At 68.8% G+C, this 13,688-nt stretch carries 13 protein-coding genes, 1 tRNA gene and 1 other RNA gene; 9 read left to right on the plus strand and 6 right to left on the minus strand.

Going from position 1 to position 13,688, the window contains the following annotated elements; translation table 11 throughout:
• Positions 1-4 precede the first annotated feature (4 nt).
• Positions 5-1,342 carry a type I glutamate--ammonia ligase gene (gene glnA, locus DT073_RS10150; RefSeq protein WP_124293283.1) on the minus strand — a complete coding sequence of 446 codons (1,338 nt, stop codon included), beginning with the start codon at positions 1,340-1,342 and terminating at the stop codon, positions 5-7.
• Between the two features lie 61 nt (positions 1,343-1,403).
• Positions 1,404-1,625, minus strand: a complete 222-nt coding sequence (locus tag DT073_RS10155; protein ID WP_124293284.1) for an SPOR domain-containing protein — start codon at positions 1,623-1,625, stop codon at positions 1,404-1,406.
• Between the two features lie 78 nt (positions 1,626-1,703).
• Between DT073_RS10155 and ppgK the strand changes: the two genes are divergently transcribed.
• Positions 1,704-2,501, plus strand: coding sequence for a polyphosphate--glucose phosphotransferase (gene ppgK / locus DT073_RS10160; protein ID WP_124293285.1), 798 nt, complete (start codon positions 1,704-1,706; stop codon positions 2,499-2,501).
• A gap of 96 nt (positions 2,502-2,597) precedes the next feature.
• On the plus strand, positions 2,598-2,780 hold the full coding sequence (locus DT073_RS10165; RefSeq protein ID WP_124293286.1) for a hypothetical protein: 183 nt from the start codon (positions 2,598-2,600) through the stop codon (positions 2,778-2,780).
• A gap of 60 nt (positions 2,781-2,840) precedes the next feature.
• On the opposite strand, the gene DT073_RS10170 is transcribed toward DT073_RS10165, so the two are convergent.
• The 4 genes from DT073_RS10170 to DT073_RS10185 all read right to left on the minus strand — a co-directional run bounded on the left by DT073_RS10170 (position 2,841) and on the right by DT073_RS10185 (position 6,055).
• Positions 2,841-3,089, minus strand: a complete 249-nt coding sequence (locus DT073_RS10170; RefSeq protein WP_124293287.1) for a hypothetical protein — start codon at positions 3,087-3,089, stop codon at positions 2,841-2,843.
• Positions 3,090-3,151: 62 nt separating this feature from the next.
• Positions 3,152-3,512: RNase P RNA component class A (rnpB, locus tag DT073_RS10175), an RNA gene on the minus strand.
• Positions 3,513-3,555: 43 nt separating this feature from the next.
• Positions 3,556-5,289, minus strand: a complete 1,734-nt coding sequence (locus DT073_RS10180; RefSeq protein ID WP_124293288.1) for a bifunctional 3'-5' exonuclease/DNA polymerase — start codon at positions 5,287-5,289, stop codon at positions 3,556-3,558.
• A 34-nt stretch (positions 5,290-5,323) separates the two neighbouring features.
• Positions 5,324-6,055 carry a zinc ribbon domain-containing protein gene (locus DT073_RS10185; RefSeq protein ID WP_124293289.1) on the minus strand — a complete coding sequence of 244 codons (732 nt, stop codon included), beginning with the start codon at positions 6,053-6,055 and terminating at the stop codon, positions 5,324-5,326.
• A 130-nt stretch (positions 6,056-6,185) separates the two neighbouring features.
• On the opposite strand from DT073_RS10185, the gene DT073_RS10190 reads away from it, so the two are divergent.
• The 7 genes from DT073_RS10190 to DT073_RS10220 all read left to right on the plus strand — a co-directional run bounded on the left by DT073_RS10190 (position 6,186) and on the right by DT073_RS10220 (position 13,629).
• A complete protein-coding gene (locus DT073_RS10190) occupies positions 6,186-7,151 on the plus strand; it encodes an LLM class F420-dependent oxidoreductase (RefSeq protein WP_124293290.1) in 966 nt (321 codons plus the stop codon).
• A 33-nt stretch (positions 7,152-7,184) separates the two neighbouring features.
• Positions 7,185-7,257: transfer RNA gene (locus DT073_RS10195), tRNA-Val, on the plus strand.
• 109 nt (positions 7,258-7,366) lie between these two features.
• Positions 7,367-10,093: a pyruvate dehydrogenase (acetyl-transferring), homodimeric type gene (gene aceE, locus DT073_RS10200; RefSeq protein WP_124293291.1), complete on the plus strand. Its 2,727-nt coding sequence runs from the start codon at positions 7,367-7,369 to the stop codon at positions 10,091-10,093.
• Between the two features lie 18 nt (positions 10,094-10,111).
• Complete coding sequence (locus DT073_RS10205; protein WP_124293292.1) at positions 10,112-11,305, plus strand: PucR family transcriptional regulator; 1,194 nt, start codon at positions 10,112-10,114, stop codon at positions 11,303-11,305.
• Between the two features lie 94 nt (positions 11,306-11,399).
• Complete coding sequence (locus tag DT073_RS10210; protein ID WP_124293293.1) at positions 11,400-12,314, plus strand: ACP S-malonyltransferase; 915 nt, start codon at positions 11,400-11,402, stop codon at positions 12,312-12,314.
• Positions 12,311-13,312 carry a beta-ketoacyl-ACP synthase III gene (locus tag DT073_RS10215; protein ID WP_124293294.1) on the plus strand — a complete coding sequence of 334 codons (1,002 nt, stop codon included), beginning with the start codon at positions 12,311-12,313 and terminating at the stop codon, positions 13,310-13,312. Before DT073_RS10210 ends, DT073_RS10215 begins: the two co-directional genes overlap by 4 nt.
• A gap of 68 nt (positions 13,313-13,380) precedes the next feature.
• Positions 13,381-13,629, plus strand: a complete 249-nt coding sequence (locus tag DT073_RS10220) for an acyl carrier protein (protein ID WP_124293295.1) — start codon at positions 13,381-13,383, stop codon at positions 13,627-13,629.
• The last annotated feature ends 59 nt before the right edge of the window (positions 13,630-13,688 follow it).

Consider the following 13,688-nt stretch of genomic DNA (forward strand, 5'->3'; position numbering starts at 1 on the left):
CCGGTCAGAGCATCTCGAGGTTGCTCTTCAGCTCGAAGGGGGTCACCTGCGAGCGGTACTCCTGCCACTCGCGCCGCTTGTTGAGGAGGACATACGTGAAGACCTGCTCCCCGAGCGTCTCGGCGACAAGCTCCGACTCCTCCATGTACTCCAGCGCGTGGTCCAGGCTCGCCGGGAGCGGGGCGTATCCGAGCGCGCGGCGCTCGGCGTCGGTGAGCGACCAGACGTTGTCCTCGGCTTCGGGAGGCAGCTCGTAGCCCTCCTCGATGCCCTTGAGGCCCGCGGCCAGCATGAGCGCGTACGCGAGATAGGGGTTGGCCGCCGAATCGAGCGCACGGTACTCGACGCGTGAGGACTGACCCTTGTTCGGCTTGTACAGCGGCACCCGCACGAGGGCCGAGCGATTGTTGTGGCCCCAGGTGATGAAACTCGGTGCCTCGTCGCCACCCCACAGTCGCTTGTAGGAGTTGACGAACTGGTTCGTCACCGCGGAGATCTCGTTGGCGTGACGGAGGAGTCCGGCGATGAACTGCCTCCCGATCTTGGAGAGCTGGTACTGCGCTCCTTCTTCGTAGAAAGCATTGACGTCGCCCTCGAATAACGACATGTGCGTGTGCATCCCGCTTCCGGGCTTACCGCCGAGGGGCTTGGGCATGAACGTCGCGTACACGCCCTGCTCGATCGCCACTTCCTTGATCACCGTGCGGAACGTCATGATGTTGTCGGCGGTGGCGAGGGCATCGGCGTATCGGAGGTCGATCTCGTTCTGGCCGGGACCGCCCTCGTGGTGGCTGAACTCGACCGAGATCCCCAGGTCTTCCAGCATCCGCACCGAGCGGCGACGGAAGTCATGCGCCGTCCCGCCGGGCACGTTGTCGAAGTAACCGGCCGAGTCGACCGGTTCGGGACCCTCGGTGCCGAACGACGAGGACTTCAGCAGGTAGAACTCGATCTCGGGGTGGGTGTAGAAGGTGAACCCCGCATCAGCGGCTTTCGCCAGCGCACGCTTGAGCACGTGACGCGGATCGGCGACGGCGGGCTGGCCGTCGGGCGTGGTGATGTCGCAGAACATGCGCGCGGTGGGGTCGATCTCACCGCGCCAGGGCAGGATCTGGAAGGTGCTGGGGTCGGGATGGGCCAGCAGGTCGGACTCGTACGACCGCGTGAGACCCTCGATCGCCGACCCGTCGAAGCCCAGCCCCTCTGAGAACGCCCCCTCGACTTCGGCCGGGGCGATCGCCACCGACTTCAGCGTCCCGATGACGTCGGTGAACCACAGGCGGACGAACTTCACGCCGCGTTCCTCGATCGTGCGCAGTACGAAGTCCCGCTGCTTGTCCATGGGTTCCTTTCCGCCGGGGTGTTGCGGACGCGGGGCCTGAGCCGACCGCGCCGAGGTCAGACTAGTTCGCGCCGTCCGTGCCGGCCGGACGGCTCTCCCAGCCGTCCTCGCGTGCTTCGTCCTCGGCCCAGGCGCGGGAGCGCTCGCGCAGCACCTCGGGAGCCTTCGCGGCCTCCTCAGCCGTGTCGAACGGCCCAGCACGGTCGATGGCGGGCGATTCGAAGCCCTTTTCGACCTCGCCGGTGGTCAGGTTGTACCAGTACTTCTCGCTGTCGTTCGCCACATCGACTCCTCGGCTCGCCCACGGATCATCCGCTGGGTCGATCCTATCGATCGACGGTGGCGTCGATAGGCTTGCGCCATGGCTTCTGACGCGACGCGTGCCGTCGGCATCGACATCGGCGGCACCGGCATCAAGGGTGCGGTGGTCGATCTGAAGGACGGGACCCTCCTCACCGATCGGGTGAAGGTGTCCACTCCGAAGGGCGCGGAGCCGCCCGACGTCCTCGAGGCCGTCAAAGAGGTCCTGTCGCGCCTCGAGATCAGCGAGGACGCCATCCCGCTCGGCGTCGCCTTCCCCGCCATCGTGAAGAACGGCACGACGCTCTCGGCCGCGAACGTGTCCGACAAGTGGATCGGGTTCGAGGCGGAGAAGTTCTTCGAGGAGGGACTCGGGCGCGACATCTACTTCGCCAACGATGCCGACGTCGCAGGGGTCGCCGAGATGCGCTACGGCGCCGCACGCGACCAGAACGGGCTGGTGATCCTCACCACTCTCGGCACGGGCATCGGCTCTGCGGTGATGTACCGCGGTGTTCTCATCCCCAACACCGAACTGGGTCATCTCCAGCGTGCCAAGCACGGAAAGGACGCCGAGGCGTTCGCCGCGTACTCCGCCATGGAGCGCGAAGAACTCTCGTGGGAGCAGTGGGCCGAGCGACTCCAGTGGTACTACGACTACGTGCAGTTCCTCTTCAGCCCCGATCTCTTCATCGTCGGGGGCGGCGTGAGCAAGCATGCCGACAAGTTCCTCCACCTGCTGTCGCTCAAGACGCCGATCGTGCCGGCGACCCACCGCAACAATGCGGGGATCATCGGCGCGGCCGCCCTGTCGCTCGGTGCGGCACCGCAGCTGGCCGACGTCACCGTGGCCGATTGAGAGGATGCCGACGGGGATGATGCCGACGGAGAGGACCCTGAGCGCCCGTCAACGGTAGCCCCATCCCGGGGCCGCCCATGACGAAGGGACGCCCCTGTGCGTGCTGTGCTCTGCAACACCCTCTTCCGCTTGTTCGGTCACCGTTTGTGCTGCGGTCGGATCCCTGACTGGACCGCCCGCATCGGTCAGCGCTGGGACACCTACGACGTCGCGCCGCTGAATCTGTACAACGTCATGTGGTCCATTCAGCACTGGATCCGCTGCGGCATGACCGACTGATCCGTGTGACTGGGGGCCGGGCCTGCGGAACCGACCGCGGCCGGGCCCCCGCCGTCGCTGTCATGCGAACATCTGGCGAAGGACGTCCAGGTCTCCGGTGTCGACCTGGCCGGCCATCTCCTCGCCCGTCGTATCGACCTGGTTCGATGCCGGTCCGGCGCGATAGGATGTCGGCTCCTCCGCGCCCGCGACGATCGCCCACGACGACATCTCGGCATGGACCGCGGTGACGGCGGGGGCCGCAAGGGCCACGAGACCGCCGACGACGAGCACGGCGACGCCGGTCGTGATCTTCGCACCGAGGTTCATGGCCCTGAAGATGGCGGGAAAGGGGGTTCCGAACCACGGTGGCTGCGGGGATCCGGCGGAGGCGAATGGGCCGGCCTGTACGCCGGGTTCTGTCCGGGGGCGTGAGCCCCGTGGACGGTCATCTCTCTCGGCGACACGTTGCCGTGCCGCTCCAGCGGCCTACCCGAGGACTCGGCGAGCCGCGTCAGCATCCTCTGTCTGGCCTTGCTCCGGGCGAGGTTTACCGTGCGGGTCGTGTCACCACGACCCCGGTGGTCTCTTACACCGCCGTTTCACCCTTACCGGGGTCTCCCCCGGCGGTCTGTTCTCTGTGGCACTGTCTCGCGGATCACTCCGGGTGGGTGTTACCCACCGCCCTGCCCTGTGGAGCCCGGACGTTCCTCGGCGCGGGCGAGCCCGCGACGCGACCGTCCAGCCGACCCATTCGCTTTTCGAGTGTAGCGCGGGGCCGGCGGCCGCCCGGGGTTCACGTCTTCGCCGCAGACTGGGTGATCCGCAGATCGAGGGGGAAATCGAGAGGGAAGTCCCCGAAGAGCAGACGGGTGGCCGAGACGGATGCTGCGCGCACGGCGTCGGCCACCTCCTCGGCCTGTGAGAGCGGGGCGTGGACGATGATCTCGTCGTGTAGGAAGAACGCAAGGTGCGGATGTCGGTCGAACACCGGACCCGACGCGACCGCCGGCGGGTCGATGATGTCGCCGCCGAGGGTGTGGAGCCGCCCCCGCAGGTCGGCGATCCAGGCCAGGGCCCACTCGGCGGCAGTCCCCTGCACGACGAAGTTGCGGGTGAACCGTCCGCGGTCGCGGGCGCTGCGTCTGGCCCGTTCCTGCTCGGCGATCGTCGCGTCGGATTCACTGGCGCGATCCTGCGCCGTGCGCCATCCCGGGCTCGGTGGCGGGGAGGTTCTTCCCCACCACGTCCGGACGACCCCGCCGTCCTCCCCCAGCCGGGCCGCTTCGTCAACCAGGGCCATCGCACGGGGGAACGACCGCCGAAGTCTCGGCACGAGGCGCCCGCTCTCCCCCGTCGTCGCGCCGTACATCGCGCCGAGCAGCGCCATCTTGGCGTCCGACCTCGTCGCCACGGCGCCCGTCGCCACCACACCCTCGTAGAGGTCTCGTCCCCGGGCCGCGACCGCCAGGGAGAGGTCACCGGCCATGGCAGCGAGCACCCGCGGCTCGAGCTGGGCGACATCGGCGACGACGAGGCACCAGCCGGGGTCTGCGCGCACGGCATCGCGCAGCACCCGGGGGATCTGCAGGGCACCGCCTCCCGAGGACGCCCACCTGCCCGTGACGACGCCACCGGGAACGTACATCGGCCGGAATCGCCCGTCGTGCACCCATTCGTCCAGCCAGGACCAGCCATTCGCGGTGAGCAGTCGCGACATCCGCTTGTAGTGCACCAGCGGGCCGATCGCGGGGTGAGTGTGACGCTCGAGCTCCCAGCGGCTCGTCGTTTCGACGTGTATTCCCACCCGATGCAGCGCGCGGAGGAGCTTGGGCGGCGAGTCGAGCGATACGGCGGGGTCGCCCAGAGCCGCGCGGACCTCCTCAGCGAGCAGGCGCATCCGCTCCGGCAGCTCATCGCCGCGGGGGCGCGGACCGAGAATGTCCGAGAGGACGCGATCGTGCGTCGCGGTGTCCCAGGGAAGACCTGCCGCTGTCATCTCCGCGGCAGCGAGGGCCCCGGCCGATTCGGCGGCGAGCAGAAGCCGGAGGGAGGCCGGCGACGCGCTCGCGGCGATCGACTCCCGCTGCCGCATGAACTCGCGCAGGACGGCATCGATCGCCTGCGGCAGCCGCGTCGCACCGGCGCCGGGCTCCAGGGAGAAGAGCGTGTCGCCGTCTTCGCTCTCGGCTGCCGTCCGCGGGGCGTCCCATCCCGGATCGGCGCGGGCGGCGAGCTCGGGGGGCGCGTCGGAGGGCGATCGGAGGATCGCGTGGGCGAGGCGCAGATCATGACAGCGAGCCACGCGGACGCCGGCGGCGAGCAGGCGTCGATAGATGCCGTCGGTGTCCGACCAGATCCACCGTGGTGCGTGGGAGGCCTCCACCCGTCGCACCCACGTCGCCACGTCGCCCGTCGCAAGCACGCGACGCTCACCCTCGGAGCCGGCCGCAGTCAGGATGACCGCCTCCCACCCGTCGGCGCTCGTGCCCAGGGCGACCCACGCGACGTCGGCCGATGGCGCGCTCATCCGTGGGGCTCCACCCGTCGGGTGGCTCCGGGTCTCAGACGCCCGACTCTTCGGTGCGGACGAGGATGCCACCGCATTCCGGACAGGTCACCACCGCGTCATCCGGGGTCTGTCTGATCCGCTGCACGTCCGTACCCGACAGCACCATGTGGCAGCCCTCGCAGGTCTGCCGGCGCAGCAGACCGGCACCGACGCCGCGGGCGGCGAGGCGTTCGTAGAGCGCCAGCAGGTCGGCGGCGATCGATCCTGCGACGGCCTCACGGTCGCGCCGGGCGGCGGTCAGGGAGGCTTCGGCCTCGGCAACCGCGCGCTTGGCCTCGGCGCTCAGCTGCGCCCCTTCCTCGTTCGTCGCGCGGATGAGCTCCTCCTGCTCGACGACGGCGGCCTCTGCGGCGTCGAGCTTCTCCATCACCTCGAGCTCGGCGTCCTCCAGGTCGCGCTTGCGGCGGGCGAGGGAGGCGAGTTCGCTTTCGAACCCCTGTGCCTCGCGGGAGTTCGAACTCGCCGCCAGGCGCTCTTCGTCGCGTGCGCGGCGTGCATCCACGACGGCGACGTCGGACTCGATCCGTGCCAGCTCCGCGCGCAGATCGTCGCGCGCACCGGCGCGGCGGGTGAGCTCCTGCGTCAGTTCGGTGCGGCGGGCGAGCAGCTCCTTGACCCGCGAGGCCTGCGGCGGGTTCCGCCGCGCGTGATCTGCCTGGCGGATGCGGGTATCAAGGTCGGAGACCTCGAGGAGACGGCGCTGATCGGCAGGAGTGGCGTTCACGTGTCCAACCTACCCGCCGCATCAGCCGCACCGTCGGCCGGGCCCTGCCCCATCCGGGTCGCCAGCGCAAGGCCTCGGCCGGAGGTGCCGGGGTCCGTAGCCTGGGCGCCACCAGACCTGAGGAGCACCGATGACGAACTTCGGCTACACCCTGATGACCGAGCAGAGCGGCCCGAAAGAGCTCGTGCGCTACGCCCGCCTGGCCGAGGAAATCGGCTTCGACTTCGAAGTCTCCAGCGATCACTACTCCCCCTGGCTGACCACGCAGGGACACGCGCCCTACGCGTGGACCGTGCTGGGGGCGGTGGCCGCCGTGACGGAGCGGGTGGAGCTGATGACATACGTCACGTGCCCGACCGTGCGCTATCACCCGGCCGTCGTCGCGCAGAAGGCGGCCACGCTGCAGCTACTCGCCGACGGCCGCTTCACGCTGGGACTCGGGTCGGGCGAGAGCCTCAACGAGCACGTCGTCGGCGAGGGATGGCCCGGCGTGGACGTGCGCCAGGACATGCTGGTCGAGGCGATCGAGATCATCCGGGCCCTGCACAGCGGCGATCTCGTCACCTACGACGGACAGTACTTCCGGGTCGACTCCGCTCGCGTGTGGGATGCTCCCGACGGCGGTGTGCCGCTCGCCACGGCGGTGTCGGGGCCGAAGTCCATCGCGCGGTTCGCGCCCCTCGTGGATCACATGATCGCCGTCGAACCCGAGGCGGAACTCGTGTCCGGGTGGGATGAGGCCCACGAGAGCGGGTCGCGGAAGATCGGCCAGATCCCGATCTCCTGGGATCCTGACGAGGATGCCGCGATCGCCCGCGCCCACGAGCAGTTCCGGTGGTTCGGGTTGGGCTGGCCGGTCAACTCCGAACTGCCCACCCCGGCGAGCTTCGCCGCGGCCACCCAATTCGTCCGACCCGAGGACGTCGCCGAGGGCATCGCCTGCGGCCCCGACCTCGACAGGATCGCCGAGAGCGTGCGGCCCTACATCGACGCGGGATTCACCGATGTCGCCCTCGTGCAGATCGGCGGCGACCACCAGGAGCGCTTCCTCGCCGAGGCGGCCGGTCCTCTTCTCGAGCGGCTCCGTGCGCTGTGATCGACTCCGCCGCCCTTCTAGACTGAGCGGGAGGGGCCTTTAGCTCAGCTGGTAGAGCGCCACGTTTACACCGTGGATGTCGTCGGTTCGAACCCGGCAGGGCCCACCGAGGACTCGATAGGCTTGTCGATGGTGTGTTGTGCGGAGCGAACAAAGCGAGCCGCACGTCCGTGGTGAATACCTGGCATGATCTGCCAGCTGAAGAAAGGTCTCGTGTGACTGTTCACGACCAGGATCCGTACTCTCAGGGCCCGCAGGACAGCGATCCGGAAGAGACGTCGGAGTGGCAGGAGTCGCTTCAGCAGCTGGTGCAGGCCAAGGGCCCGCAGCGCGGGCGCGAGATCATGCTCAGCCTGCTGAAGGCGTCGAAGGAACTCCACCTTGGGGTTCCGATGGTTCCCACCACCGACTACATCAACACCATCGCGGCCGAGAACGAGCCCGACTTCCCCGGCGACGAGGAGATCGAGCGACGCTACCGCGCGTGGATCCGCTGGAACGCCGCCATCACGGTGCACCGCGCTCAGCGACCCGGAATCGCCGTCGGCGGCCACATCTCGACCTACGCCTCGTCGGCAGCGCTCTACGAGGTCGGCTTCAACCACTTCTTCCGGGGGCAGGACCACCCCTCCGGCGGCGACCAGATCTTCATCCAGGGCCACGCCTCACCGGGCACCTATGCGCGCGCCTTCCTCGAAGGTCGCCTCACCGAAGCACAGCTCGACGGATTCCGCCAGGAGAAGTCGGCGGCACCCAACGGCATCCCGTCCTACCCGCACCCCCGCCTCATGCCGGAGTTCTGGCAGTTCCCGACGGTGTCGATGGGTCTCGGTCCGATCAACGCCATCTATCAGGCGATGACGAACAAGTACCTGACCAACCGCGGCATCAAGGACGTCTCCGACAGCCACGTGTGGGCGTTCCTCGGCGACGGCGAGATGGACGAAGTGGAGAGCCGTGGGCAGCTTCAGGTCGCCGCGAACGAGGGACTGGACAACCTCACATTCATCGTCAACTGCAACCTGCAGCGCCTCGACGGGCCGGTGCGCGGCAACGGGAAGATCATCCAGGAGCTGGAGAGCTTCTTCCGCGGCGCCGGCTGGAACGTCATCAAGGTGATCTGGGGCCGGGAGTGGGACGACCTGCTCGCCCGCGACAGCGAGGGCGCCCTGCTGAACCTGATGAACGTCACCCCCGACGGTGATTATCAGACCTATAAGGCCGAGAACGGCGCTTACGTCCGCGAGCACTTCTTCGGCCGCGACGAGCGCGCGGCCGCCCTGGTCAAGGACTACAGCGACGAGCAGATCTGGAACCTCAAGCGGGGCGGGCACGACTACCGCAAGGTCTACGCCGCGTTCAAGGCCGCCGCCGAGCACAAGGGTCAGCCCACCGTCATCCTCGCGAAGACCATCAAGGGGTACGGCCTCGGACCCCACTTCGAGGGTCGCAACGCCACGCACCAGATGAAGAAGATGACGCTGGACGACCTCAAGCTCTTCCGTGACGCGATGCACATCCCGGTGAGCGACGCGCAGCTCGAGGAGAACCCCTACCTGCCGCCGTACTACAACCCCGGCCCGCAGGACGAGACCATCCAGTACCTGCAGGAGCGGCGCCGAGCGCTCGCGGGTTATCTGCCGGAGCGGCGCACGCATCACGTCGGGTTGGAACTGCCCGGCGATCAGGCGTACGCCCTGCCCAAGAAGGGATCGGGCACGCAGGAAGTCGCGACGACGATGGCCTTCGTGCGTCTGCTGAAAGACCTGTTGCGGGTCAAGGACTTCGGTCACCGCATCGTCCCGATCATCCCCGACGAGGCCCGCACGTTCGGTATGGACGCGTACTTCCCGACGGCGAAGATCTACAACCCGCACGGCCAGCACTACACCTCGGTCGATCGCGAACTGCTTCTGGCCTACAAGGAGAGCCCTCAGGGGCAGATCATCCACGTCGGCATCAACGAGGCGGGCGCGCTCGCCGCCTTCACCGGCACCGGCACGTCTTACTCCACGCACGGCGAGCCGCTGATCCCCGTCTACGTCTTCTACTCGATGTTCGGATTCCAGCGCACCGGTGACGCCCTGTGGGCGGCCGGCGACCAGATGACGCGGGGTTTCCTGATCGGCGCGACCGCGGGTCGGACGACGCTGACAGGCGAGGGCCTCCAGCACGCCGACGGGCACTCGCCGCTCTTGGCGTCCACCAACCCGGCGGTGGTCAGCTACGACCCGGCCTACGGCTACGAGATCGCTCACATCGTGCGGGCGGGAATCGAGCGGATGTACGGCGGGAACCACCCCGACCCCAACGTCATGTACTACCTCACCGTGTACAACGAGCCGATGATCCAGCCGGCTGAGCCCGAAGGGGTCGACGTCGAGGGCATCGTCCGCGGCATCCACCGCATCGCACCCGCCACCGGCGAGGGCGCACGCGCGCAGATCCTCGCCTCGGGCGTCGGCGTGCCGTGGGCCCTCGAGGCCCAGCAGCTGCTGCGCGACGACTGGGGCGTCGAAGCCGACGTGTGGTCGGTGACCTCGTGGGGCGAGTTGCGCCGCGACGGTCTCGCCGCCGACGAGCACAACTTCCTGCACCCCGACGGCGAGCAGCGCACCGCCTATGTCACCGACAAGCTGGCGGGGACGCCCGGCCCGGTCATCGCGGTCAGCGATTTCGAGCATGCCGTGCAGGATCAGATCCGTCCGTGGGTGCAGCACAACTTCCACACCCTCGGCGCCGACGGGTTCGGCTTCTCCGACACGCGCCCGGCCGCACGCCGGTGGTTCAAGATCGACGGGCCGTCGATCGTCGTGAAGACCCTGCAGGCGCTGGCCGCCGAGGGGACGGTGGATCGTTCGCTTTCGGCGCAGGCGATCGAGAAGTACCGTCTGCACGACGTCAGCGCGGGAACGAGCGGGAACGCGGGCGGCGAGAGCTGATCCGGGACGCCTCCGACGATGGACAAGGCCGAAACACTCGCCTGGCTCCGACGCATCTCAGGCGACCTCGCGACGGCCACGATCCAGCGTCTCGAGGATTCGCTGCCCTGGTATGCCGAGATGCCGCCGGCACGTCGGTCGGCGGTGGGTCTGGTCGCGCAGGCGGGTATCAGTTCCTTCATCCAGTGGTACGACGACCCCGGGTCGACCCCCTGGATCGCCGCGGACATCTTCGCCGCCGCGCCTCGTGAGCTCTTGCGGAGCGTGTCGCTGACGCAGACGTTGCAGCTCATCCGTGTCACCGTCGAGGTGACCGAGGAGCGGGTGGCGGGCAAAGACGAGAACCTCCGCGAAGCGATCCTGCTCTACTCGCGCGAGGTCGCCTTCGCCGCCGCCGACGTGTATGCCCGCGCAGCGGAGGCGCGCGGGCTGTGGGACGCGCGCCTGGAGGCGCTGGTGGTGGACTCGATCCTCACCGGCGAGGCCGACGAGGAGCTGCCGAGCCGTATCGCGGCCCTCGGCTGGCACGGGCACGGCGAGGTGGCCGTGCTCGTGGGCACCACTCCCCCGCAGTTCGATGTCGACCAGTTGCGGCGGACGGCGCGCAAGCTCGGCGTCGATGTGCTGATCGGCGTCCAGGGCTCGCGCCTGGTCCTGGTCGTCGGTCGTGCCGACGCACCGCGCGGGGAGGAGACCCCGACCGACCTGCCGTTCGACGAGATCGCCCGTCGCCTCGAACCCGGCTTCGGGACGGGCTACCTCGTGCTCGGACCCGCCGTGCCTGCTCTCGTCGACGCCAGCCAGAGTGCGCGTGCCGCCCTCGCCGGCTTCGCGGTCGCCCGGGCCTGGCGTCACGCGCCTCGCCCCGTCGAGGCCGATGACCTGCTTCCCGAGCGAGCTCTCGCCGGCGATCCGCTGGCCAAGCAGACGCTGGTGGAGCGGATCTACCGCCCGTTGCAGAGCCACAGCTCCGATCTCGTGACGACGCTGTGGAGCTACCTCGACAACGGCCGCTCGCTCGAGGCGACCGCTCGAGAGCTCTTCGTGCATCCGAACACCGTGCGCTACCGACTCAAACGGGTGTCGGAGGTCATCGGCTGGGACGCCACCGGTCCGCGCGAAGCTCTCATTCTGCAGACGGCGCTGATCCTCGGATCGATCGGGACGGATGCCACGCGCCGACGTTCCCCTGGACCGCGGCGCGTCGGGTGAGGATGCCTTCTGTGTGCGAAACGCACAAAGCCTCGGGCGATTTCTTTGTCACGACCTCCAGAAGGTGCCGCAGGATCATTGAAAGGATGGAACCGTGATCATCGCCGTCTTCCCCGGACAGGGTTCGCAGACGCCGGGATTCCTCGCCCCGTGGCTGGAGATCCCGGGAGCTCGAGAAACCCTCGAGGTCTACTCCGACGCAGCCGGCGTCGATCTCGTCGCGGCGGGGACGGAGTGGGACGCCGATCGCATCCGCGACACCAAGGTGGCCCAGCCGCTCATCGTCGCAGCCGGCCTCCTCGCTTGGGGCGAGCTGGGCAGGCCCCGCCAGGTGGCGGGAGTGGCAGGGCATTCAGTCGGAGAGTTCACCGCTGCGGCCGCCGCGGCGATCCTCCCCGACGCCGAGGTGCTGCGTCTGGTCGGCGTGCGCGGTCGGGCGATGGCGGATGCCGCAGCGCAGGCCGACACCGGAATGAGCGCCGTGATCGGCGGTGACGAGGCGGCCGTCCTCGAGCGACTGGCGTCGCTCGGACTGACACCGGCCAATCACAACGGTGCCGGCCAGATCGTCGCCGCCGGAGCCCGCGCGGATCTCGACCGCCTCTCGGCCGAACCCGTCGCCGGCACCCGCGTCATCCCGCTCCAGGTGGCGGGCGCGTTCCACACCGACTACATGGCACCCGCCGTGGCGACTCTCCGCGACGCGGCAGCCCAGACCGTGGGCGGTGATCCACTCCGCACCATCTGGACGAACCGCGACGGCTCCGCGGTGGCGACCGGACGCGCGTTCATCGATCTGCTCGTCGAGCAGGTCGCCTCGCCCGTGCGCTGGGACCTGTGCATGTCGAGCTTCGCCGCCGCCGGTGTCACCGGCCTCATCGAGCTCACTCCGGCGGGCACGCTCACCGGGCTGGCGAAGCGGGCGCTCCGCGGTATTCCGACCGTCGCCGTGAAGACTCCCGACGACCTCGCGACCGCCGTCGAGCTCTGGGAAGGATCTGCGGCATGACCGTCTCCCTGCGTCAACCCACGGGCGTCGCCCATACGCGCATCTACGCCTACGGCGCCGCGCGCGGTGAGCTCGCGGTTCCGAACGACGATCTGGTCGGGCCGATCGACTCCAGCGACGAGTGGATCCGCCAGCGCACCGGCATCGTCACCCGGATGCGTGCCGGAGCCGACACCGACGCCATCGACCTGGCCACGGAGGCCACCCGAGAGGCGATCGCGCGTTCCGGTGTCGAGCCGAGTGCGGTGGATCTGGTGATCTGCGCGACGATCAGCAACCCCAAGCAGACGCCGTCGGTATCGGCGATCGTCGCCGATCGCGTCGGCGCCAATCCCGCCGCCGCCTACGACGTCAATGCCGCATGCGCCGGCTTCGCCTACGGGGTTGCTCAGGCCGACGCGCTGATCCGGGCCGGCGCTGCCCACTACGCCGTCGTGGTGGGCACCGAGAAGCTCAGCGACGTCGTCGATCCGACCGATCGCAGCATCTCTTTCCTGCTCGGCGACGGTGCCGGCGCCGTCGTCGTCGGGCCGAGCGACACGCCCGGCATCGGCCCGACCGTCTGGGGGTCCGACGGCTCCAAGTCCGATGCGGTCGGGATGAATCACACGCTCACGGATTTCCGGGACGGGAAGGCCCCGTGGCCGACCCTCCGTCAGGAGGGGCCCACCGTCTTCCGCTGGGCGGTGTGGGAGATGGTCAAGGTCGCGCGCGAGGCCCTGGAGGCGGCCGGTGTCGAGGCATCCGATCTCGCCGCCTTCGTCCCGCACCAGGCGAACATGCGCATCATCGACGAATTCGCCAAGCAGTTGAAGCTTCCCGACACGGTCGTGATCGGCCGCGACATCGAGACGACCGGCAACACGTCAGCCGCGTCGATCCCGCTCGCCACGCATCGTCTGCTGCAAGAGCATCCCGAGCTCAGCGGAGGACTGGCTCTGCAGATCGGGTTCGGCGCCGGACTCGTCTTCGGCGCGCAGGTGATCGTGCTCCCGTGAGCGCGGGACGCACGACCCTAAACTGAACGGGGCCCGACCGGGCTTCCCCCGAGAAAACAGGAGAAACCATGGCATTCACCAACGACGAGGTCCTCGCCGGGCTCGCTGAGCTCATCACCGACGAGACCGGTATCTCGGCCGACGAGGTAGCCCTGGAGAAGTCGTTCACCGACGACCTCGACATCGACTCGATCTCGATGATGACGATCGTCGTCAACGCCGAGGAGAAGTTCGGCGTGACGATCCCCGACGACGAGGTGAAGAACCTCAAGACCGTCGGCGACGCCGTCACCTACATCACGTCGAACCAGGCGTAGCGCCCTCCGGTGGGGGCCCTCGGCCCCCACCGGCACGACACACCGAGGAATCACCTTCG

It is taken from the genome of Microbacterium sp. ABRD28, assembly GCF_003850245.1.
In the GTDB taxonomy this organism is placed as follows: Bacteria; Actinomycetota; Actinomycetes; order Actinomycetales; family Microbacteriaceae; genus Microbacterium.

Excerpts from the sequence above, each read along its gene's own strand:
- glnA (WP_124293283.1), bottom strand. The coding sequence starts at position 1,342 with ATGGACAAGCAGCGGGACTTCGTACTGCGCACGATCGAGGAACGCGGC.
- ppgK (WP_124293285.1), top strand. The coding sequence starts at position 1,704 with ATGGCTTCTGACGCGACGCGTGCCGTCGGCATCGACATCGGCGGCACC.
- DT073_RS10170 (WP_124293287.1), bottom strand. The coding sequence starts at position 3,089 with ATGAACCTCGGTGCGAAGATCACGACCGGCGTCGCCGTGCTCGTCGTC.
- DT073_RS10180 (WP_124293288.1), bottom strand. The coding sequence starts at position 5,289 with ATGAGCGCGCCATCGGCCGACGTCGCGTGGGTCGCCCTGGGCACGAGC.
- DT073_RS10190 (WP_124293290.1), top strand. The coding sequence starts at position 6,186 with ATGACGAACTTCGGCTACACCCTGATGACCGAGCAGAGCGGCCCGAAA.
- DT073_RS10205 (WP_124293292.1), top strand. The coding sequence starts at position 10,112 with ATGGACAAGGCCGAAACACTCGCCTGGCTCCGACGCATCTCAGGCGAC.
- DT073_RS10215 (WP_124293294.1), top strand. The coding sequence starts at position 12,311 with ATGACCGTCTCCCTGCGTCAACCCACGGGCGTCGCCCATACGCGCATC.
- DT073_RS10220 (WP_124293295.1), top strand. The coding sequence starts at position 13,381 with ATGGCATTCACCAACGACGAGGTCCTCGCCGGGCTCGCTGAGCTCATC.